The sequence below is a fragment of the Streptomyces sp. JNUCC 64 genome, assembly GCF_054484115.1.
The window spans coordinates 4,856,949-4,878,295 of the sequence record NZ_CM137015.1; the positions used below are offsets into that span (position 1 = coordinate 4,856,949).

General features: G+C 74.1%; 20 protein-coding genes. 13 read left to right on the plus strand and 7 right to left on the minus strand.

Going from position 1 to position 21,347, the window contains the following annotated elements; translation table 11 throughout:
- Positions 1-46: 46 nt before the first annotated feature.
- From ACVWNX_RS20170 to ACVWNX_RS20200, 7 genes are all read left to right on the plus strand, one after another.
- On the plus strand, positions 47-691 hold the full coding sequence (locus tag ACVWNX_RS20170) for an HAD family hydrolase (RefSeq protein ID WP_454408789.1): 645 nt from the start codon (positions 47-49) through the stop codon (positions 689-691).
- 37 nt (positions 692-728) lie between these two features.
- The gene (locus ACVWNX_RS20175; protein WP_454408790.1) at positions 729-1,901 is read left to right on the plus strand and encodes an acetoin utilization protein AcuC; all 1,173 of its coding nucleotides are present in this window, start codon (positions 729-731) and stop codon (positions 1,899-1,901) included.
- 76 nt (positions 1,902-1,977) lie between these two features.
- Positions 1,978-2,793, plus strand: coding sequence for a phosphatase (locus ACVWNX_RS20180; protein ID WP_454408792.1), 816 nt, complete (start codon positions 1,978-1,980; stop codon positions 2,791-2,793).
- Between the two features lie 129 nt (positions 2,794-2,922).
- Entirely contained in the window at positions 2,923-3,132 is a 210-nt protein-coding gene (locus ACVWNX_RS20185; protein ID WP_351249121.1) for a helix-turn-helix domain-containing protein, read from the plus strand.
- Between the two features lie 139 nt (positions 3,133-3,271).
- Positions 3,272-3,370 (plus strand): 30S ribosomal protein bS22, encoded by a 99-nt coding sequence (locus ACVWNX_RS20190; RefSeq protein ID WP_003948845.1) that lies wholly within the window; start codon positions 3,272-3,274, stop codon positions 3,368-3,370.
- A 340-nt stretch (positions 3,371-3,710) separates the two neighbouring features.
- The gene (locus ACVWNX_RS20195; RefSeq protein WP_454408794.1) at positions 3,711-4,769 is read left to right on the plus strand and encodes an NAD-dependent epimerase/dehydratase family protein; all 1,059 of its coding nucleotides are present in this window, start codon (positions 3,711-3,713) and stop codon (positions 4,767-4,769) included.
- A gap of 39 nt (positions 4,770-4,808) precedes the next feature.
- Positions 4,809-5,885: a lysophospholipid acyltransferase family protein gene (locus tag ACVWNX_RS20200; protein ID WP_454408796.1), complete on the plus strand. Its 1,077-nt coding sequence runs from the start codon at positions 4,809-4,811 to the stop codon at positions 5,883-5,885.
- 90 nt (positions 5,886-5,975) lie between these two features.
- On the opposite strand, the gene ACVWNX_RS20205 is transcribed toward ACVWNX_RS20200, so the two are convergent.
- The 3 genes from ACVWNX_RS20205 to ACVWNX_RS20215 form a co-directional block, all read right to left on the minus strand.
- Entirely contained in the window at positions 5,976-7,280 is a 1,305-nt protein-coding gene (locus tag ACVWNX_RS20205) for a DUF5667 domain-containing protein (RefSeq protein WP_454408798.1), read from the minus strand.
- Between the two features lie 413 nt (positions 7,281-7,693).
- The gene (locus tag ACVWNX_RS20210) at positions 7,694-8,560 is read right to left on the minus strand and encodes an ECF subfamily RNA polymerase sigma factor, BldN family (RefSeq protein ID WP_454408800.1); all 867 of its coding nucleotides are present in this window, start codon (positions 8,558-8,560) and stop codon (positions 7,694-7,696) included.
- Positions 8,561-8,872: 312 nt separating this feature from the next.
- The gene (locus ACVWNX_RS20215) at positions 8,873-9,862 is read right to left on the minus strand and encodes an HAD family hydrolase (protein WP_454408801.1); all 990 of its coding nucleotides are present in this window, start codon (positions 9,860-9,862) and stop codon (positions 8,873-8,875) included.
- Positions 9,863-10,115: 253 nt separating this feature from the next.
- Here ACVWNX_RS20215 and ACVWNX_RS20220 point away from each other — a divergent pair, with 253 nt between their 5' ends.
- The 6 genes from ACVWNX_RS20220 (at position 10,116) to hemB (ending at position 17,214) form a co-directional block, all read left to right on the plus strand.
- Positions 10,116-10,394, plus strand: a complete 279-nt coding sequence (locus tag ACVWNX_RS20220; RefSeq protein WP_454408802.1) for a glutaredoxin family protein — start codon at positions 10,116-10,118, stop codon at positions 10,392-10,394.
- Positions 10,395-10,932: 538 nt separating this feature from the next.
- Complete coding sequence (locus ACVWNX_RS20225) at positions 10,933-11,739, plus strand: redox-sensing transcriptional repressor Rex (protein WP_454408804.1); 807 nt, start codon at positions 10,933-10,935, stop codon at positions 11,737-11,739.
- Positions 11,736-13,289, plus strand: a complete 1,554-nt coding sequence (locus ACVWNX_RS20230; RefSeq protein WP_454408805.1) for a glutamyl-tRNA reductase — start codon at positions 11,736-11,738, stop codon at positions 13,287-13,289. Before ACVWNX_RS20225 ends, ACVWNX_RS20230 begins: the two co-directional genes overlap by 4 nt.
- Positions 13,286-14,245 carry a hydroxymethylbilane synthase gene (gene hemC / locus ACVWNX_RS20235; protein WP_454408806.1) on the plus strand — a complete coding sequence of 320 codons (960 nt, stop codon included), beginning with the start codon at positions 13,286-13,288 and terminating at the stop codon, positions 14,243-14,245. Before ACVWNX_RS20230 ends, hemC begins: the two co-directional genes overlap by 4 nt.
- On the plus strand, positions 14,242-15,936 hold the full coding sequence (locus tag ACVWNX_RS20240) for a bifunctional uroporphyrinogen-III C-methyltransferase/uroporphyrinogen-III synthase (RefSeq protein ID WP_454408808.1): 1,695 nt from the start codon (positions 14,242-14,244) through the stop codon (positions 15,934-15,936). Before hemC ends, ACVWNX_RS20240 begins: the two co-directional genes overlap by 4 nt.
- 282 nt (positions 15,937-16,218) lie before the next feature.
- The gene (gene hemB, locus ACVWNX_RS20245; protein WP_454408809.1) at positions 16,219-17,214 is read left to right on the plus strand and encodes a porphobilinogen synthase; all 996 of its coding nucleotides are present in this window, start codon (positions 16,219-16,221) and stop codon (positions 17,212-17,214) included.
- Between the two features lie 348 nt (positions 17,215-17,562).
- Here the strand turns inward: hemB and ACVWNX_RS20250 are convergent, their stop codons facing one another.
- From ACVWNX_RS20250 to ACVWNX_RS20265, 4 genes are all read right to left on the minus strand, one after another.
- Positions 17,563-18,000 carry a hypothetical protein gene (locus ACVWNX_RS20250; protein ID WP_454408811.1) on the minus strand — a complete coding sequence of 146 codons (438 nt, stop codon included), beginning with the start codon at positions 17,998-18,000 and terminating at the stop codon, positions 17,563-17,565.
- A 132-nt stretch (positions 18,001-18,132) separates the two neighbouring features.
- Positions 18,133-19,125 carry an NAD(P)-dependent oxidoreductase gene (locus ACVWNX_RS20255; RefSeq protein WP_454408813.1) on the minus strand — a complete coding sequence of 331 codons (993 nt, stop codon included), beginning with the start codon at positions 19,123-19,125 and terminating at the stop codon, positions 18,133-18,135.
- Between the two features lie 81 nt (positions 19,126-19,206).
- The gene (locus ACVWNX_RS20260; protein ID WP_454408814.1) at positions 19,207-20,529 is read right to left on the minus strand and encodes a sensor histidine kinase; all 1,323 of its coding nucleotides are present in this window, start codon (positions 20,527-20,529) and stop codon (positions 19,207-19,209) included.
- Positions 20,526-21,182 carry a response regulator transcription factor gene (locus ACVWNX_RS20265; RefSeq protein ID WP_454414859.1) on the minus strand — a complete coding sequence of 219 codons (657 nt, stop codon included), beginning with the start codon at positions 21,180-21,182 and terminating at the stop codon, positions 20,526-20,528. The genes ACVWNX_RS20260 and ACVWNX_RS20265 overlap by 4 nt, the downstream gene beginning before the upstream one ends.
- Positions 21,183-21,347: the final 165 nt, after the last annotated feature.

Below are 21,347 nucleotides of genomic sequence, written 5' to 3' on the forward strand. Positions count from 1 at the left end.
ACACACGGCTTTTTCGCGTTTTCAGGGGCGGGTTAGGGTCGTGGGCATGCGCTACGACTTGGTGATCTTCGACAACGACGGTGTGCTCGTGGACAGCGAGCCGCTCGCCAACCGGATCCTGGCCGGGTACCTCACCGAACTGGGGCATCCGACCACGTACGAGGAGTCCGTGCGGGACTACATGGGGGCGGCGGTGCACCGGGTGCACGACCTGATCGCGGAGCGGACCGGGCGGCGGCTGCCGGAGGGGTTCGACCAGGAGGTGGAGGCGCGGACCGCCGCCGGGTTCGCACGGGAGCTGGAGCCCGTGGCGGGGGTCGTCGCCGTGCTGGAGCGGTTGGTGGCGGACGGGGTGCCGTACTGCCTCGCGTCCTCCGGGAGCCATGAGCGGATCGCGTCGGGGCACCGGGTGACCGGGCTCGACAAGTGGTTCGGCCCGGAGCGGGTGTTCAGCTCCGAGGACGTGGGCCGGGGCAAGCCCGCGCCGGACCTCTTCCTGCACGCCGCGCGGCGGATGGGCGTCGCGCCGGAGCGCTGTGTGGTCGTCGAGGACAGCCCGCTGGGCGTACGGGCGGCCAGGGCGGCCGGGATGGACGTCTACGGGTACACGGCGATGACGTCCGCCGAGCGGCTCGGGGACGTCACCGGGCTCTTCGGGGACATGGGGGAGCTGTACGGGCTGCTGGCCTGAGCGACGGCCCCGGGGGCGGACCGATACGGTGACGGGCATGAGCGGGCGCGCGCGGTTGATGTGGGACGAAGCGGTGACGGGCTACGACTTCGGACCGGATCACCCGATGAACCCGGTCCGGCTGGACCTGACACGGAGCCTGGTGGGGGCCTTCGGGCTGGACCGGCGGGCCGAGGTGGTCGCCGCCCGGCCGGCCGGTGAGTCCACGCTGCGGCTGGTGCACCGGCAGGACTACATCGACGCGGTGAAGGCGGTGTCCGCCGACCCGTCGTCCGCCGACGGGTCCTACGGGCTGGGGACGCTGGACGATCCGGCGTTCGCGGGGATGCACGAGGTGTCCGCGCTGATCGCCGGACAGTCGGTGGGGGCCGCCGAGGCGGTGTGGCGGGGGGACGCGCTGCACGCGGTGAACTTCGCGGGCGGACTGCACCACGCGATGCCCGCCGCCGCGGCCGGGTTCTGCGTCTACAACGACGCGGCCCTCGCCATCGCCCGGCTGCTGGAGCTGGGGGCCGAGCGGGTCGCGTACGTGGACGTGGACGTCCACCACGGGGACGGGGTGCAGGCCGCGTTCTGGTCCGACCCCCGGGTGCTGACCGTGTCCCTGCACGAGCACCCGCGGATGCTGTTCCCCGGCACCGGGTGGCCCGAGGAGACCGGCGCCGACGAGGCGGAGGGGTCGGCGGTGAACGTGGCGCTGCCCGCCGGGACCGGGGACGAGGGATGGGTGCGGGCGTTCCACGCGGTGGTGCCGGAGCTGCTGGCCGACTTCCGGCCGCAGGTGCTGGTGACGCAGCACGGGGCCGACACCCACTTCGAGGACCCGCTGGCGCACCTCGCGGTCTCCCTGGACGCCCAGCGGGCCGTCCAGGAAGCCTGTCACGACCTGGCGCACGAGCATGCCGACGGGCGGTGGATCGCGTTGGGCGGCGGTGGTTACGCGGTGGTCGAGGTCGTGCCCCGGTCCTGGACGCATCTGGTGGGCATCGCGGCCGGGGAGCCCGTCGACCCGGCGGCCCCGGTGCCGGAGGAGTGGCGGCGGGAGGTGTTCGCGAAGACCCGGACGCCCGCGCCCCGGCGGATGACCGACGGGCGGTCGCCCGTGAAGTGGGCCGACTGGGACGCCGGTTACGACCCGGCCGACCGGCTCGACCAGGCGGTGCTCGCGGCCCGGCGGTCGGTGTTCCCGCTGCGGGGGCTGCTGCCCTGACGGCGGGGTTGGGCCGTCCGTGGGGGCGGCGGGCGTTCCGCGGACGGGGCGGGGTCCGGCGGCCGACCATGGTGGGGTGACGGATGCGGGATGGCTGCGGCGGTACGTGGTGGGGGCGGGGCTCGCCGGCGAGGTCGGGACCACCCGGGAGGGGAGCCTGCGGCGGTACCGGCTCTTCGCCGAGCGGGACCCCCGGGTACTGCTCGGCCTGGACCCGTCGGGGGAGTGGACCGAGGCGCGGGTGATGGCCCTGATGGCGGAGCGGTGCGGGGTGTCGGCCGATCCGGAGTGCCGGACCGGGCCGGACGTCATCGACCCGGGGCGGACCGTCGCGGCGCTGGACGCGTTCGCCGCCCGGATCGGGCTCGCCGCCGAGCGCCGGGAAGCGGTGCTGTTCGGCACCGGGCACCCGGGCCGACTACTGGAGTTCTACGCCAGTTTGGCCGGTGCCCTGTCGGCGGTTGGCTGTGAAGTCCTCACCCCGGGTGCGGGTGGCTCTATCGACATAACGACCCGGTTCGGCTTACGGGGACATCGGCTCGACTACGTACGGGGCGTGGCTGTGGTCCGGGAACGCGACGCGGTCCGCGCGGGGCGTGAGACCGGCGCGCACACGCATTCCCCCCTGCCCGTGCGGGTGGCACTGGCCGCCTGCGCGGGCTCGGACGGACCCCTGCCCGGATTGGTGGTGGGGGACCACGGTTGGGTCTGCGGGGCAGGTCAGCTGGGGTTCGACACCATCGGGCTGGGGGATTCCGACGATCCCGCGCTGTTCGTCGGGCAGGCCGAGGGGCGGGTATCGGTGGTGGTGCCACTCGATGACGCTGCGCGGTCTGTTTACTACCGGCCGCTTACTCGCTATGTACTCAAACGAGCGTGTCTGTCACAGTAGGCCGCCGATCGCTGCTCCTCTTCCCCACTCGCATCACCCGCCCCTAATCTGGGGAGTGAGCGCACAGCGACGAGGAGTCACCGGAGGGGAAGCCGGTGCCCGTCATGTGTGGAAGGTTCAGGTGTGATCATGGCTGCTGCCGATCGGCCTCTGAGCGAGGTCCAGTTCTTGACCGTGGCGGAAGTCGCCTCGGTGATGCGCGTGTCCAAGATGACCGTGTACCGGCTGGTGCACAGCGGTCATCTGCCCGCGATCAGGGTGGGGAGGTCCTTCCGAGTTCCGGAGAACGCCGTGCACGAGTATCTGCGCGACTCCTATGTGGGGGTGGACACCGCCTGAGCGTCGGCCTCGATTACAGGCTTGGCACTCGGGCGGGGTAGGCTAGCCCCTCGTAGGTCGTGTGGGCCCCAATGCAGCCCCGCACCGAGTGATTGTCCCTGCCACGCAGGGGTTGTCCAAGAAGTGAGCGAGGGTTGACGTGGGCTCTGTAATCAAGAAGCGGCGCAAGCGGATGGCGAAGAAGAAGCACCGCAAGCTGCTGAAGCGCACGCGCGTGCAGCGTCGCAACAAGAAGTAGTTCCCCTTACGGGGAGGAGCGGTCGGCGACCGCCGTCCGGTGTCCTGGGAGCGTGCTCCCCGGCCACTCGGGACGGAGGCCAGCGGGCCCCCTCCGGGAACTGCTTCACGCGGCGCCGCGTTGTGTGGCGTACTCCGTGGCCCCTCCACTCCGGTGGAGGGGCCACTGCCATGTCCGGGGCCGGTCCGGGGGGTTCGCCGTTCCGGAGGGGGCGCCGGGCCGGGTGGTCGAACGTCTGGGCGGACGACCCGCTACCGTGGCCGACGGGGGACCCGGTCGTGCGGCCGTCGCAGCGGCGGCGGGCGGGGCCGGGCGCGGCGGCGGAAGGCGGGCGCGGGACATGGGCAAGGTCGTGCTGGTGACCGGGGCGGCCCGGCGGCTGGGCGGTCGGTTCGTCCGCGCCGTGCTGCGGGACCCGGAGGTGGAGCGGGTGGTGGCCGTGGACGCGGTCCGGCCCCCGCGTCCGCCGGAGGGCGCGGAGTTCGTCCGCGCGGACGTCCGGCGTCCGGCGATCGGGCGGGTGCTCGCCGAGTACGCCGTGGACACCGTCGTCCATCTGGACGTGTCCGGGGTCCCGTCGGCGGGCGGTGGCCGGGCCGGGCGCAAGGAGACCAACGTCATCGGGACGATGCAGTTGCTCGGTGCCTGTCAGAAGTCGCCCGCCGTGCGCCGGATGGTGGTGAAGTCGTCCACGGAGGTCTACGGGGCGGCGCCGCGCGATCCGGCGGTGTTCACCGAGCGGACGCCGCCCCGGTCGGTGCCGGGCGGCGGGTTCGCCAAGGACGTCGTCGAGGTCGAGGGGTACGTACGGGGCTTCGTCCGGCGGCGGCCCGACGTCGCGGTGTGCGTGCTGCGGTGCGCCGACGTCCTGGGGCCCGGGGCGGACGGCCCGCTGGCGGGGTACTTCGGGCTGCCGGTGCTGCCGACGGTCCTCGGTCACGATCCGAGGCTCCAGTTCGCCCACGAGGACGACGTGGTCGGGGCGCTGCTGGCCGCCGTGGCGGAGCCCGGGCCGGGGAACCGCGCCACGGGGACGTTCAACGTGGCCGGGGACGGGGTGCTGCTGCTGTCGCAGTGCGCGCGCAGGCTCGGGGCCCCGACCGTTCCGGCGCCGTCGCCCGCGGTGCGCTGGCTGGGGCCGGTCCTGCGGACGCTGGGCGTCCCGGAGTTCCCGGCGGAGCGGCAGCGGCTGCTGACGCACGGGCGGGTGGTGGCCACCCGCGAGCTGCGCGAGACCCTCGGCTACCGTCCCCGGTACACGACGGCGGAGGCGTTCGCGGACTTCGCGCGGAGCCGGGGCCCCGGGCTGCTGCCGCCCTCGGTGGTGGCGGGGGCGGTCGACCGGGTCGCGGAGCGTGTGACGTCCGCGCCCGTGGTGGCGGGACCCGACCGGATCTGAGCAGGGCGCCTCCGGGCGCGGAACGAGGAGCGCAGCAGGATGGCGGACGCCAAGGTCATTCCGTTCGACGAGGACCGTTCGCGCCCGGGGGAGGGGCGCCCGGCCCGTCGGGGGCCGTCCGGTGGGCGGCGTCCGGGGGCGTCGTCACCGTCCCCGTCGTCCCCCTCGGCTCCGTCCGGGGGGTCCGGGGAGGTCACCGCGCTGCCCGGGGTGGAGCTGGCGCCGGACGCGGCCGGGGAGCCGGGACCGGAGGGGGCGGGCGAGGGGCCCCGGCCGGGGAGCTGGGACGAGCGGGTGGGGCGGGGGCTGGCGTTCCTGCGGCGGCGGCTGACCGGGGAGTACGAGGTCGACGACTTCGGGTTCGACCGGGAGCTGACCGATCAGGTGCTGATGTCGCTGCTGCGGCCGGTGTTCGAGAAGTACTTCCGGGTGGAGGTGCGGGGCATCGAGAACGTTCCGCTGGAGGGCGGCGCGCTGATCGTCGCGAACCACTCCGGGACGGTGCCGCTGGACGGGCTGATGCTCCAGGTGGCCGTCCACGACCGGCATCCGGAGGCGCGGCATCTGCGGCTGCTGGCGGCGGACCTGGTGTTCGCGCTGCCGGTGGTCAACGAGCTGGCGCGGAAGGCGGGGCACACCCTGGCGTGCGCGGAGGACGCGGAGACGCTGCTGGGGCGGGGCGAGCTGGTGGGGGTGATGCCGGAGGGGTTCAAGGGCATCGGGAAGCCGTTCGGCGAGCGGTACAAGCTGCAGCGGTTCGGGCGGGGCGGGTTCGTGTCGACGGCGCTGCGGGCGGGGGTGCCGATCGTGCCGTGCTCCATCGTGGGGGCCGAGGAGATCTATCCGATGGTCGGCAACGCGAAGACGCTGGCGCGGCTGCTGGGGTTGCCGTACTTCCCGTTGACGCCGACGTTCCCGTGGCTGGGGCCGTTGGGGGCGGTGCCGCTGCCGACGAAGTGGACGATCCAGTTCGGGGAGCCGATTCCCACGGACGGCCTTCCGCCGGAGGCGGCGGAGGATCCGATGGTGGTGTTCAACCTGACCGACCAGGTGCGGGAGCAGATCCAGCACACCTTGTACAAGCTGTTGGTGCGGCGGCGGTCGGTGTTCTTCTGAGTCCTTGTCCTTCTGAGTCCTTCCGAACGGACCCCGGAGGCCGCCGGACCGGGTGTCCGGTCCGGCGGCCTCCGGGGTGACGACCGCTCGTCAGCGGCCGGTGTCCTCGTCCTCGATGCCGAGTCCGGGGATGAGGCCGGGCAGCAGCGGGGGGACGGTGACGTCCGGCTCGGGGGTGGTGGAGGGCTTGCCGGACGAGGAGGAGGGTCCGTCGGACCCTCCGTGGTCCGGGTCGAGGAGGTCGCCGGCGCGGCCGCCGATGAGGCCCTCGTCCTTCTCCTTCTCGCCCTTGCCGGTGCCCGTGGGGTTTCCGCTGCCGTCGGAGGACGGGGCGGAGGGCGCGGGGCGTTCTCCGGTGGTGGTGCCGCGTTCCCGGGCGGTGCCGCCGCTCTGTCCCTCGCTGGGACGGGCGGACGGGGAGCCGCCGCCGGGACGGTCGGGGGTCCGTCCGGAGGGGGAGCCGCCGTCGGTGCCGCTACCGGTGCCGGGGGTGGTGCGGGGCGCGGGGGGCGGGGGCAGCAGCGAGCGCAGCGGCTCGACCTCCTGCTCCATGGCCTCGAAGACGGAGCTGACCTCCTGGCTGACGTCGCCGAGCTGGACGGGCAGGGAGTCCCGGAGCGCGCTCCAGCTCTCGCCGTGGGAGCGGGAGAAGGAGGAGAGCGACTGGATCGGGCCGAGGGAGCCGTCCCGTTCGTAGGCGGCGAGCAGCAGCCGGTGCCCCTCGGCGGCGTCGTGGCGCATGCCGTTCAGGGTGCGGCGGACCTCGCCGACGGACTCGTGGTCGAGGTGGCCGCCGCGGCCGCGGTCCATCAGCCGGCGGGCCTCGTTGAGCCGGGTGGACGCCTGGTCGAGGTAGAGCTCGCCCCGGTCGGTGTCGCTGTCGGCGAGGCCGCGCTTGACGTCCTCCATGCCGCGTTTGAGTCCGTAGAGGGTGTCACCGGGGAGGGCGTCGCCGCTGGCGGCGGCCACGCCCCCGAGGGCGCCCGCGGCGACGCTCACGGTGAGTCCGCCCGCGGCGAGGCCCTTGGTGAGCCGGGTCCGGGGGCGCAGTTTCCGCAGCGGTCCGGCCCGGTGGGCGCCCTTCGTCCCCGTGCGGGTCCGCTGCTCGGGCACCGAAGGGTCCGTCGCCTCACCGCCCGCGCCCTCCTTGAGCATGGCCTCCATGGCGGCCACGAGCTGGGCGCGCTGGACGACCTTCACCTCGGGGTCCAGGGCCGGGCGGGGCAGGGCGGCGAGGCCGTTCGCCAGGGTGAGCAAGCGGTCGTGTTCGGACCGTGTGCTCTGCTCGCCGGGGGCCGGGGACGGGGCGGCCTGGTCGGGCACCCGCGGGCCCGACTCCTCCAGGGCCTGGGCGAAGGCGTTCGCCCGCCGGTGCGCCGATACGTTCGCGATCACTGGCGGCACCTCCTCTCGTCATGACGGTCGACTCCCCAGGGGGTCCTGGGGGTTCCACTCCCCGGGGGCCTCCACTCGTTCGAGTGAGCGGCGGCGGTCGGGGGGTGACCACAGGGAGCCGGTATCCCGGACAACGAGTGGCGCGGTATTTCGGTTACGGACGGCCGGGGGCCGGTCGTTCCGGTCAAATGTCCCTCACGGTGGGTGAGTTGGTCATCGCGTACCGTGCCGGGGCGTCGCGCGGGGTGGGCGGGTCCGGTGGGGCGGGGGCCGCCGGGTGCCGGGCGGGGCGGTCCGGAGGGCGGGCGGGGACGGACGGGGCGGATGGGCGGGGACGGGCGAAGGGTGACGAGGGCGGGCGGATGCGGGGCGCGGCGGGTGCGCCGGGGCCGGGGTGCGCCGGGGCGCCGGGTTCAGCGGGCGTCGTCCGGGAGGAGCCGGGCGAGGGTGCGGACCGCCCGGTACTGGAGGGTCTTGATCGCGCCCTCGTTCTTGCCCATGACCCGGGCGGTCTCGGCGACCGACAGGCCCTGGAGGAAGCGGAGCGTCACGCACTCCTGCTGCTGCGGGTTGAGACGGCGGACCGCTTCGAGGAGCGCCGCGTTGGAGAGGGCCTCCAGGACGGAGTCCTCGGGGCTGCGCTCGACCTCGTTGGCGTCGAGCATCTCGCCGGTGGTCACTTCCAGGCGGAAGCGGCTGCTCTTGAAGTGGTCGGCGACCAGGTTGCGGGCGATGGTGACCAGCCAGGCGCCGAAGTCGCGGCCCTGCCAGGTGAAGGTGCCGATCCGGCGCAGGGCGCGCAGGAACGTCTCGCTGGTCAGGTCCTCGGCGGTGGCCTTGCTGCCGACGCGGTAGTAGATGTAGCGGTAGACGGTGTCGCTGTACTGGTCGTACAGCCTGCCGAACGCCTCGGCCTCGCCGGACTGGGCGCGTTCGACCAGTTCCATCATGCGGGCGCTGTCGCTGTCCGCGGCGGGGCGCCGGGCGGTGGTGGTGGCCGTGGCGGTGGTGCCGCGGCCCCGGCGGCTGACGGTGGCCGGGCTGCCGTCGGCCAGCGCGTAGCAGCGGCCGGTGGCGGGTGTGGCGGGGACGGCGGTGCGGGGAGCGCGGGCGGTGGGGCGGAGGCGCTCGGTGAGACGGCGGACGGATGGCGCGGGTGGTGCGGGGACTGCGTATGCGGGGACGGCGTACGCGGTGGGGACGAAGCCGCGCAGGTGGTCGAGGACCGTTGCGCGCAGCGTAGCCAGGCCCGAGGCGTCAACCCCGACGTGTGGGTACACGGGACTCCCAGAGGCAGAGCTTGCATCACGTGCAGTGCGGGACCGTTCACCCGTCGTGGCGACGTGTGGGTACCGGCTTGCGTCTGAGGAGAATAACGCTTCGTATAGGCGGTGCTACACCGAGTTGCTCAAATCATCGAATACAGCGGTTCTGGTTTCGCTTGGTGTTCGTTCGACCGTCAGAGAGTGACCGCTTGGTTATAGAGATGGACCGTTTGGCGGGTGGGTGGGGGTGCGTTGTGGCGGTTTCTGGCGGGTGGCCCGGGCGGCGGAGGGCCGGGCGACGGGCGGCGGAACCGACCGGGGGAGGGCTCAGCGGCGGGCGGCCCTGCGGTGCAGGGCGATGGCCGCCGCGGTGCCGCCCGCGACCGCGCCGACGCCCGCCGCGGCGGGGATGCCGACCCGGGCGGCCTTGCGTCCGGTGCGGTAGTCGCGCAGCCGCCAGTCGTGGGCGCGGGCGTGCTTGCGGAGCTTGCCGTCCGGGTTGATCGCGTAGGGGTGGCCGACCAGGGACAGCATGGGGATGTCGTTGTGCGAGTCGCTGTACGCGGCACAGCGGCGCAGTTCCAGGCCCTCGCCCGCGGCCAGGGCGCGCACCGCCTCGGCCTTGGCCGGGCCGTGCAGGGGTTCGCCGACGAGCCGGCCGGTGTAGACGCCGTCGACCGACTCCGCGACCGTGCCGAGGGCGCCGGTCAGGCCCAGCCGCCGGGCGATCACCGTGGCGATCTCGACGGGGGCGGCGGTGACGAGCCACACCTTCTGGCCCGCGTCCAGATGGGCCTGGGCGAGGGCGCGGGTGCCGGGCCAGATGCGGTCGGCCATGTACTCGTCGTAGATCTCCTCGCCGATGGACATCAGCTCGGCGACCCCGTGGCCCTTGACGATGGAGAGCGCGGAGTCGCGGGCGTCCCGCATGTGCTCGGGGTCCTCGACCCCGGCCAGCCGGAACCAGGTCTGCTGCCAGGCGAAGCGGGTCAGCTCGCGGGTGTCGAAGAACTTCCGCTTGTACAGCCCGCGCCCGAAGTGGAAGAGGGCGGCGCCCTGCATCACCGTGTTGTCGAGGTCGAAGAAGGCGGCGGCGTGCTGGTCGCCCACCACGGGGAACTCGGGTTCCGCCGGTTCGCGCTCCCCGTCGTCGGGGAAGTCGGGGACTTCGAGGGAGTCCAGGGCGTCGAGGTCCGGGGCGTCCTGATCGAGGTCCTGCGCGGACTTGCGGGCGGCCTCCGCGGACGCCTCGCCTGCCAGCACGCTCCGTGCCGTGGCGGAGCGCCTACGGGGGGTGAGCCATCGAAGAGCGGCCATGCGGTGAGCATAGCCAGTTTGTTCGGGGGCGCCCCGCCCGCCCGGAACCGGCGGGGTGAACGGCGGGTGACGGGTCCGGTCCCGCCGTCTTTCTTGGTCCGCCCGGGTCCGCCCCGCGTCCGCCCCGGGGTCGTTCCGGAGTCGTCCCCCGGGTCCTGCCCCGGTCCCTGGCCGGGTCCGTCCGCTCCGGCCGGTGGGTGCGGCGGGCCGGGCGCGGGCCGGGCGGGAGCGGGCGGGGCGGGAGAATGGCCCCATGAGTCCTCTCTTCCGACGTGCCCAGAAGAAGCCGCCCGCCGAGCGTGTCGTGACGCTGATCGGCAAGCCCGGCTGCCATCTGTGCGACGACGCGCAGGCCGTGATCGAGAAGGTGTGCGGGGAGGTGGGGGCCTCCTGGGAGAAGAAGGACATCACCGAGGACGCGGAGCTGTACCGCCTGTACTGGGAGCAGATCCCGGTGGTGCTGGTGGACGGCGAGCAGCACGACTTCTGGCGGGTGAAGGAGGAGCGGCTGCGGCGGGCGCTGACCGGCTGAGGCGCCAGCGGTCAGCGGTCAGCGGTCAGCGGTCAATCGTTATCCGTCGCCCGTCGCCCGTCGCCCGTCGCCCGTCGCCCGTCGCCCGGTGCCCGGTGCGAGTCGTGTGGGCGGGTGCCCGGGGAGCGTGGGTGTCCGTGCGTGGTCGGGGTGGTCGGGGTGGTGGATTCCCGTGGGGCGGGCGGGGGTTGGCCGGGAAGGGGCGCGAGTGGGGGGCGATTCGGGACCGAGCGGGCACTTTAGGGCTAAAACCCGGGTTACGATCGTGGCTGTTCGGATGTCCGCTGACGTCGGTTCGGCTTCGGGGGCGGGGTTGTGTTGAGGAGTGTGTACCGCTTTGCCCCCTTCAGGTGAGCGTTCCGCGCCCTCGCGCGCCGGTTCCCGGATCGCGCGCCGAGTGTGCGTGACCCCGGTCACGTTGGCCGGGCAAATCGGACACCATCTTTGTGCACGCGTTCACAAAGACATAGCCTTCTGTCGACGGGGCGGTCCCGGCACTCTCGGCCGCCCACAGCCCCGCTCTACCCGCAGGAGCACCGTGGCAACTGGCCGAACACACCGACCGGCGACCCGCAGCCGAGGGATTCCCGAGGCCACCGTCGCCCGGCTTCCGCTGTACCTCCGCGCTCTCAACGCGCTGTCCGAGCGTTCGGTGCCCACGGTCTCCTCGGAGGAGCTGGCGGCCGCCGCCGGCGTCAACTCCGCCAAGCTCCGCAAGGACTTCTCCTACCTCGGCTCCTACGGCACCCGCGGGGTCGGCTACGACGTCGAGTACCTCGTCTACCAGATCTCCCGCGAGCTGGGCCTGACCCAGGACTGGCCCGTGGTCATCGTCGGCATCGGAAACCTCGGCGCCGCGCTCGCCAACTACGGCGGGTTCGCCTCCCGGGGGTTCCGGGTCGCCGCGCTCATCGACGCCGACCCGGCGATGGCGGGCAAGCCCGTCGCGGGCATCCCGGTCCAGCACACCGACGAGCTGGAGCGGATCATCGAGGACAACGGGGTCTCCATCGGGGTGATCGCGACCCCCGCCGGAGCCGCCCAGCAGGTCTGCGACCGGCTCGTCGCCGCCGGGGTGACGTCCATCCTCAACTTCGCGCCGACCGTCCTGACCGTTCCGGACGGCGTCGACGTGCGCAAGGTCGACCTCTCCATCGAGCTCCAGATCCTCGCCTTCCACGAGCAGCGCAAGGCCGGGGAGGAACTCGCCGAGGCGGCGGACGCCCCCGCCGACGACGCCCCGGCCGCGCGGAGCGCCGGGGACGGGACGGCCCCGGCCGCCGCGCCCGCCCGCGCCCCCCGCAAGGGACCCGACGGGGACGTGCCCGCCGTGATGCCCGCATGAGCCTCCTCGTCGTCGGGCTGAGCCACCGCACCGCGCCCGTGAGCGTCCTGGAACGCGCCGCGCTGTCCCGGGACGCCCAGGGCAAGCTGCTCCAGGACGCCCTCGCCGCCGAACCCGCGGCCGAGGCCGCCGTCCTCGCCACCTGCAACCGCGTCGAGCTGTACGCGGACGTCGACAAGTTCCACGCGGGCGTCGCCGAGCTGTCGACCCTGCTCGCCCAGCACAGCGGGGTCGGCCTCGACGAGCTGACCCCCCACCTCTACGTCCACTACGAGGACCGCGCCGTCCACCACCTGTTCTCGGTGGCCTGCGGACTGGACTCGATGGTCGTCGGGGAGGGGCAGATCCTCGCGCAGATCAAGGACGCCCTCGCCGTCGCCCAGGGCCAGCACACCGCCGGACGGCTCCTCAACGACCTCTTCCAGCAGTCCCTGCGGGTCGGCAAGCGCGCCCACTCCGAGACCGGGATCGACCGGGCCGGACAGTCCCTCGTCACCTTCGGGCTCCAGCAGTTCGCCGGGGCCGGGGAGGGCGAGGACGGGGCCGCCGGGGCGCTCGCCGCCTGGGCCGCGGGCCGTCGCGCCCTGGTCATCGGCGCCGGGTCGATGTCCTCGCTGGCCGCCGCCACCCTCGCGCGCGCGGGCGTCGGCGAGGTCGTCGTCGCCAACCGCACCCCGGAGCGCGCCGCCCGTCTCGTCGCGATCCTCACCGAACCCGGCGGCACGGGGGTGGCCGCCCGGGCCGTCCCGATGGACCGGGTCCCCACGGAGCTGACACGTGCAGACGTGGTGGTCTCCTGCACCGGGGCGGCCGGACTGGTGCTGACCGAACGGGACGTCGCCGACGCCGTCGCCGCGCGGACCGTCGAGGACGCCGTCTCCGGCGCCCCGTCCACCCCGCTCGCCCTGCTCGACCTGGCGATGCCCCGGGACGTCGACGCCGCCGCGCACCGGCTCGACGGGGTCCGGCTGGTGGACATCGAGTCCCTCGCCGCGGCCTCCGCCGACGCCCCGATGGCCGCCGACGTGGACCGGGTCCGCGCGATCGTCTCCGACGAGGTCGCCGCCTTCGGCGCCGCCCAGCGCGCCGCGCGCATCACCCCCACCGTGGTCGCGCTGCGCACCATGGCCGCCGACGTGGTCGCCGGGGAGATCGCCCGGCTGGAGGGGCGGCTGCCCGGCCTCGCCGACAAGGAACGCGCGGAGATCACCCAGACCGTCAAGCGCGTGGTCGACAAGCTGCTCCACGCGCCGACCGTACGGATCAAGCAGCTCGCCGCCGAGCCCGGCGGCGCCGGGTACGCGGACGCCCTGCGCACCCTCTTCGACCTGGACCCGGAGGCCGTCGCCGCCGTCTCGCGCGCCGACCGCCCCCGGGGCGACGCCGACGGTCCGCGCGAGGGCGCGTCCGACGGGATCCCCGGGTCCGTCCCCCTCACCCGCCTCGCCGACGTCCCCGGCCTGACGGGCACCCCCCAGGGCACGATCGGCGTACCCCGCGACGCCACCGGTGTCCCCCCGAACGTCACCAACGGCAGGAACCGCGCATGACTGAGAAGGCACTGAGGCTGGGGACCAGGCGCAGCAAGCTCGCCCTGGCCCAGTCCGGACTCGTGGCCCGGGCGGTCCGGGAGGCGACCGGACGCGAGGTCGAACTCGTCGAGATCACCACCTACGGCGACACCTCCCGCGAGCACCTGGCGCAGATCGGCGGCACCGGCGTCTTCGTCGCCGCGCTGCGCGAGGCGCTGCTGCGCGGCGAGGTCGACCTCGCCGTGCACTCGCTGAAGGACCTGCCGACGACGCCCGCCGAGGGCCTCGTGCTGGCGGCGGTCCCCCCGCGCGAGGACCCCCGGGACGTCCTGATCGCCCGGGACGGACTCACCTTCCCCGAACTGCCGGACGGCGCCCGCGTCGGCACCGGCTCGCCGCGCCGGATGGCGCAGCTGAACGCCTACGCGCGTGATCACGGCACGACCATCGAGACGGTCGCCATCCGCGGCAACGTCGACACCCGCATCGGATACGTCCGGGACGGCGAACTCGACGCGGTCGTGCTGGCCGCCGCCGGGCTCCGCCGGCTCGGCCGGATCGACGAGGTCACCGACTTCCTGTCGGTCGACACCGTGCTGCCCGCCCCCGGCCAGGGGGCCCTGGCGATCGAGTGCGCCGCGCACGACGCGTCGCTGGTCGCCGCGCTCGCGGTCCTGGACGACCCGCTCACCCGGGCCGCCGTGACCGCCGAGCGTTCCCTGCTCGCCGCCCTGGAGGCCGGCTGCAGCGCTCCCGTCGGAGCGCTGGCCGACCTGCTGGGCGACGGGCAGATTGTCAAGGAGATGCGCCTGCGGGGAGTCGTCGGGATGACCGACGGTTCCACGCTGGTGCAGCTGTCCACCACCGGTCCCGTGCCCTCGACGCATGAGCAGGCCATGGCGCTCGGCCGCGAACTCGCGGCGGAGATGCTGGCCAAGGGCGCGGCCGGTCTGATGGGGGAGCGAGCACTTTGAGCCCCACCGCCTCGAACCATTCCGCCGTTCCCACACACGGGCACGTCACCTTCCTGGGTGCCGGACCGGGTGATCCGGGGCTGCTGACCCTGCGCGCCGTGGAGGCGCTCGCGGGCGCGGACGTACTGATCGCCGAGCCCGATGTGCTCGATGTGATCCGGGCGCACGCCAGGGCGGGTGTCACCGTCCTGGACGCGGCCTCGACCCGGTCGCCCTCGGGCGCACCGGACCAGGCCGCTGACGGGGCGTCAACTGCCGTCGGTGGTCCCGTGTTGAGGGACACGGCCAATCTTGTCATGGAGGCCGCGCGGGGCGGCAAGCGGGTGGTGCGGGCGGTGCCCGGCGACCCCGGCCTCGACGCCTACGCGGCCGGGGAGATGCTGGCCTGCGTCTCCGGCGGGGTCCCCTTCGAGGTGGTCCCCGGGATCGCCGCCGCCGTCGGGGTGCCCGCCTACGCGGGGGTCCCGCTGCGCGACGAGCGCGGCACCGACGTGCGGTTCGTGGACGCCCGCACCGCCTCCGACCGCTGCTGGGGCGAGGTCGGCTCCTCGGACGGGACGCTGGTCGTCTCGGCGACCCTGGAGACGGTGGCCGCCGCGGCCGGTGAACTCGTCGCGGCGGGCCGCAAGCCCGACACCCCGCTGACGGTGACGGTGGGCGGCACGACCACCCGCCAGCGCACCTGGTCGGCGACGCTCGGCACCATCGCGCAGACCCTGAAGCAGGCGAAGGTGCTGCCCGCGCCGGACGGGGGCCGCCCGGTGATAGCCGTGGTCGGCGAGTGTTCCGCCGCCGCCCGGCGCGACCGGCTGTCGTGGTTCGAGTCCAAGCCGCTGTTCGGCTGGCGGGTCCTCGTGCCGCGCACCAAGGAGCAGGCGGCCTCGCTCTCCGACCAGCTGCGCTCCTACGGCGCGGTGCCGCACGAGGTGCCGACGATCGCCGTGGAGCCGCCGCGCACCCCGCAGCAGATGGAACGGGCCGTCAAGGGCCTGGTCACCGGACGCTACGAGTGGATCGCGTTCACCTCGGTCAACGCGGTGAAGGCGGTCCGGGAGAAGTTCGAGGAGTACGGGCTCGACGCCCGCGCCTTCGCCGGGATCAAGGTCGCCGCGGTCGGCGAGCAGACCGCCGCCGCGCTGGTCGCCTTCGGCGTCAAGCCGGACCTGGTGCCCAGCGGGGAGCAGTCCGCCGCCGGGCTGCTGGAGGACTGGCCGCCCTACGACCCGGTCTTCGACCCGATCGACCGGGTGTTCCTGCCGCGCGCCGACATCGCCACCGAGACGCTGGTGGCCGGGCTGATCGAACTCGGCTGGGAGGTGGACGACGTCACGGCCTACCGGACCGTGCGGGCGTCGCCGCCGCCCGCCGAGACCCGGGAGGCCATCAAGGGCGGCGGGTTCGACGCGGTGCTGTTCACCTCGTCCTCCACGGTGCGCAACCTGGTGGGGATCGCGGGCAAGCCGCACAACGTCACCGTCATCGCCTGCATCGGCCCGGCCACCGCGAAGACGGCGGAGGAGCACGGGCTGCGGGTGGACGTGATGGCCCCCGAGCCGTCCGTCCACAAGCTGGCCGCCGCGCTCGCCGACTTCGGCGCGGCCCGGCGGGACGCCGCGACGGAGGCCGGGGAGCACGTGACCCGGCCCAGCGAGCGGCGGCCGGGGGCCCGGCGCAGACGCGTCACCCCGTAGTCCGGGCCGTGGGGCCGGCCCCGTGGCTCGGGCCGTGGGTTCGGCCCCGTGGTCCGGGGCCGGGGAGAACCCGGAGACCCTGGGAGAGCGGACGCCCGGTGCCGGGTCCGCCCGGACGGCCGGGACGGGGCCGGGCCGCCGTGACGGGGGCCGGACCGTCGCGGGGCGTGCGCGGCGGGACCGGTGCGCCCGGGCCGTCGGCCTTCGCGGGGACGGGTGCGCCGGGCGCCGAGGACCGGTCCGGGACACGACCCGGGCCGTCGAGGTACGGAGCTGGAGATCGTGAGTAGGTACGGTTCTTTCCCCGGGGCGCGGCCCCGGCGGCTGCGGTCGACCGCGGTGATGCGCCGGATGGTCGCCGAGACCCGGCTGGACCCCGCCGACCTGGTGCTGCCCGCGTTCGTGCGGGAGGGCGTCGACGCGCCCGTGGCGATCGGGTCGATGCCCGGTGTGTACCAGCACACCCTGGACAGCCTGCGGAAGGCCGCCGTCGAGGCGGCGGACGCCGGGGTCTCCGGGATCATGCTGTTCGGGGTCCCCGAGGAGGCGAAGAAGGACGCGCTCGGCACTGCCGGGACCGATCCGGACGGCATCCTCCAGGTGGCGCTGCGCGCGGTGCGGGCCGAGGTCGGTGACGAGCTGCTCGTCATGTCGGACCTGTGCCTGGACGAGTTCACCGACCACGGGCACTGCGGGGTCCTCGACGCCCGGGGCCGGGTCGACAACGACGCGACGCTGGAGCGCTACGCCGAGATGGCGCAGGTCCAGGCGGACGCCGGGGCCCATGTGGTGGGCCCCAGCGGGATGATGGACGGCCAGATCGGCGTGGTCCGCGACGCGCTCGACCAGATCGACCGGGACGACGTGGCGGTCCTCGCGTACACCGCGAAGTACGCCTCCGCGTTCTACGGACCGTTCCGGGAGGCCGTGGGCTCCTCCCTCACCGGTGACCGCCGCACCTACCAGCAGGACCCGGCGAACGTCCGGGAGTCGCTGCGGGAGCTGGCGCTGGACCTGGCGGAGGGCGCCGACATCGTCATGGTCAAGCCCGCCGGGCCGTACCTGGACGTGCTGGCGAAGGTCGCGGACACGGTGGACGTGCCGGTGGCCGCGTACCAGATCTCCGGGGAGTACGCGATGGTCGAGGCCGCCGCCGAGAAGGGCTGGATCGACCGGGAGCGGGCGATCGTGGAGTCGCTGCTCGGGATCAAGCGGGCCGGGGCGAGCGTGATCCTCACCTACTGGGCCACCGAGGTGGCGCGGGGGCTGCGGGGCTGACGCCGTCCCTCCCTTCGCACGCGGGCCCGGCCCCGGTGCCGCCCGTGGGGCGCGGCACCGGGGCCGGGTCGTTCCGCACGGGTGTCCCGTGGCACGGGGTGTGCCACGGGACACCCGTGGTGTGGGGGGCGGTTCCGCGTCCGGGGCCGTCAAGGGGGGAGGGGCCGCCGGTGCGGGGCCGGGGTCAGGCGGTGACGTCGACGGCGTTAGAGCGGACGTCCGAGGCGCTGGTGCCGTAGCAGGTCCAGAACGTCCGGCCGCCGCCCTCGGGCAGGTCGCCGCCGGTCTGGGCGTGGCCGGGCGCGGGCTTGCCGGTGGTGGTGCTCGTCAGGGCCTGCCGGGCGGGCGTCAGGTGGTCACCTGGTAGGCGGGGACGGCGCCGGGGAACGGGGAGCCGTTACCCCGCACCGGGGAGACCGTCAGGCGGAGCTGCCTGCCGTCGGGGCCCGGCACGAGGACCCGGTCGAAGTTGTCGAACTGGTTCACCGTCGAGGCGGTCTGACCGTTGCTCAGGCGGGCCACCACCTCGACGGTGTTGTCGCCGAAGTCGCGGACCTCCAGCGCGTTGCCGGGGAGGGCGCCGTCGGCGTCCTTACGCCATTCGACGGTGCCGATCTGCTCGGTGCCCGACCGGATCGTGACCTTCACTCCGTTGGCGGTGGTGACGGAGTGGTACTGGAACGTCTGCGTCGTCTGGGCGGAGCTGGTGGTCGCGCCGACGGACAGGAGGGAAAGGGCCAGCGCGGTGGAGCCGAGGAGCGCGCCGACGGTCTTCCGTACCCGCATGGGATTGTTTCCTTTCGGGGATTCCGGTGAACGAGGGGAATGCAATCAGCCCGTGCGAACGGTGTCCATGGAATTCATCTCCGCTGACGTATTCGCGCCGACCCGTAAACGTTCCGTTTGTCCCCGGGGGCGTTACTTCCGCAGGAGTTCCGAGAGCCGGGACAGTCCGTCGGCCCCGTGGCCCTCCTCGACCGACCGGTCGAGGAGCGCGCTCAGCGGCTCGAAGAGGGCGGTGGAGAGGCCCTGGGCGCGGTAGGTGTCCAGCAGGTTGCCGAACGCGGCCTGGTTGACGGCGAGGCTGGCGACGTCGGTGAGGTGGTCGCCGGAGTCCAGGGCCCGGGCGATGCCGGGGACCAGGCCCTGGGTCATCGCGGTGACCCAGTCCTCCAGCAGCGGGGCGAAGTCCCCGGCCGGAAGGCCCGCTGAGCGGATCGTCGCGAACGCCTGGGAGACCCCCATCAGCATGCCGTACATGCCGGTGAGCAGGGACAGGTCGTACAGGGCCGCGTTGCCCGGGTCGGTGCCGGTCCAGCGGGTGCCGCCGAACGCGGCCAGGGTGGCGCGGTGCCGGTGGTAGGCCGTCTCGTCGCCGCTGTAGAGCACGTAGGCGGCGGGGGTGCCGATCATCTGGGGGACGGCCATGATGCCGCCGTCGAGGTAGACGCCGCCCCGGTCGGTCACCCGGGCGGCCAGCTCCCGGGCCTGCTCGGGGGAGCCGTTGGTGAGGTTGGCGAGGGCCCGTCCGGCCAGCGCGTCGCCGAGCGGCTCCAGCAGCGCGGTGACGTTCTCGTTCGTCGTGAGGCACAGGACCGTCAGCTCGCTCGCCGCTATCGCCGCTTCCGGGGAGGCGGCGGGAACGGCGCCCCGCGCGGTCAGGAGGCCCGTCTTCGCGGGGGTGCGGTTCCACACGGTCACCCGGTGCCCCGCCGTCAGGAGGGCGGCGGCGAGCGCGGACCCCATCAGCCCCAGGCCGATGACCGAGACCGTGGCGGGGACCGCCGGGGTGCCCGAGTCCGTCCGCTCCCCAGGGTTTTCCGCGGCGCTTTCCGGGTTCTCGGGATTCCCGGGGTTTCCGGGGTTCCCGGGGTTCCCGGTTTTTTCGGAGGTTCCGGTGAATTCAGGCATCAGGGGCTTCCTCGGGGGGTGCGGAATTCTTTTCTGGTGACTGAATTCTGCGCAACGCCCGGCGCGCCCACAAGTACCGACTTATTGGTCAGCTACGCACCCCGTTGTCAGTGGGTCCCCCCGGTCGGCGGCCGGGAGGGCGAGGGTGACCGTCAGCCCACCGTCCGGCCGGGGGCGGGCGGTGATCTCGCCGTCGTGGGCGCGGGCGACGGACCGCGCGATGGACAGCCCGAGGCCCGCGCCCTTGGCCCCGACGAGCCGTTCGGCGCCCCGGCGGCGGAACGGTTCGAACAGGGTCGGGACCTCGTAGGCGGGGATCACCGGGCCCGAGTTGGCGACCGTGAGCCCGATCCGTTCCGGCCCGCCGCCACGGGGGCGGGGCAGCGGGCCGCCGGTGATCTCCACCAGCCCGCCCCGACCGGTGTTGTGGCGGATCGCGTTCTCCACCAGGTTGTGCACCAGCCGCTCCAGCAGCAGGGCGTCCCCCGTGGTGGGGGACTCGCCGACCGAGTGGCGGACCGTGACGCCCGTCCGTCCGGCCTCCGCCGCCGTCTGGGCCACGACGTGGTCCACCACGTCCGCGAGGTCGACGGGGGCCCGTTCGGCCACCGGGTTCTCGGAGGACGCGAGCATCAGCAGCCCCCCGATGAGGCGTTCGTGCCGGGCGTTGATCTCCAGCAGGGTGCTCCCCAGTCGGCGGACGTCCTCGGACGCCCCCGCGCGGTGCATCGCCACCTCGACCAGGGCCCGGCCCAGGGTCAGCGGGGTGCGCAGTTCGTGCGAGGCGTTGGCGACGAAACGGCGCTGGCCGTCGAAGGACTGGTCCAGCCGCTCGACCATGGTGTCGAAGGTGTCGGCGAGGGCCTTCACCTCGTCGTCGGGGCCGCCGAGCGCGATCCGTTCGTGCAGTCCGCGCCCCGCCGCCGGGGCCCGGGCGATCCGCCGGGCGGTGTCGGTGACCCGGTGCAGCGGGGCCAGCAGTCGTCCCGCGACGAGCCAGCCCAGCCCGGCCGCCGCCCCGCCGACCACCACCAGGGCGATCCCGCCCCGGGTGAGCAGCGCGGTCGCGGCGGCGCTCCGCAGCCGTTCCTTCTCCTGGGTGAGCACCGCGGCCGCGTCCCGGGCCCTGACCAGCGCGCCGTCCCCGGTGCGCACCCGGGTGTCGGGGGCCGTGGCGGGCGGCGGGACCGGCGGCGTGGCCCCGGAGCCCTTGGGGACAACCACGTCCTGCCGGGAGACCAGATCGGGGGCGGGCGCCCAGGCGCGCTTGTCGAACAGGACGTACGTCAGGGTCAGCAGCACCAGCCCGGCGACCAGGAACAGCCCCCCGTACAGCAGGGTGAGCCGGGCGCGCAGGGAGCGGGGGCGGAGGCGGTGGGCGCGATGGCCGCTGGTGGTGGTCACGGGACGCGGTACCCGACGCCGGTCACCGTCTCCACGGTCTGGGGCGGCCCGAGTTTGCGGCGCAGCTTCAGGACGGTCAGCCGCACCACCCCGGAGAACGGGTCGGCGTGCTCGTCCCACACCTTCTCCAGCAGGGTCTCGGCCGGGACGGGCGCCCCGTCGGCGCGCAGCAGCTCCGCCAGCACGGCGAACTCCTTCGGGGACAGCGGCACGTACCGTCCGTCGCGGAACACCTCGCGGCGGCCCGGGTCCAGGGTGAGTCCGGCGCGGCGCAGCACGGGGGGCGCGGCGGGACGGGAGCGGCGGCCCAACGAGTGCACCCGGGCGGAGAGTTCGGCGAACGCGAACGGTTTCGTCAGATAGTCGTCCGCGCCGAGGGAGAGCCCGGCGACCCGGTCGGCGACCTCGGCGGCGGCGGTCAGCATCAGCACCCGGGCGGTGGCGCCGGAGGCGACCACCTCGCGGCAGACCTCGTCGCCGTGGACGGCCGGGATGTCCCGGTCGAGGACCACCACGTCGTAGGCGTGGACCGTGATCCGTTCCAGGGCGGCCGCGCCGTCGTGGGCGACGTCCACCGCGTGGGTCTCCCCGCGCAGCCACTCCGCGATGGCGTCCGCGAGCATCGGTTCGTCCTCCACCACCAGTAACCGCATCCGTCGTCCTCCGCCCTTCCCGGCCAGGTCCGTCCGCTGTCCGTCCCCCTCGCCGTCCAACGCGCCCCGTTCCGTGGGGTGGTGGGCTCCGTCGGGTGGGCGGTCCGTCGCTCCGGTCATCGTCCCCGGCCGGGTGTTTCCCCGCTGTTAGCCGTCCGGCGGGCG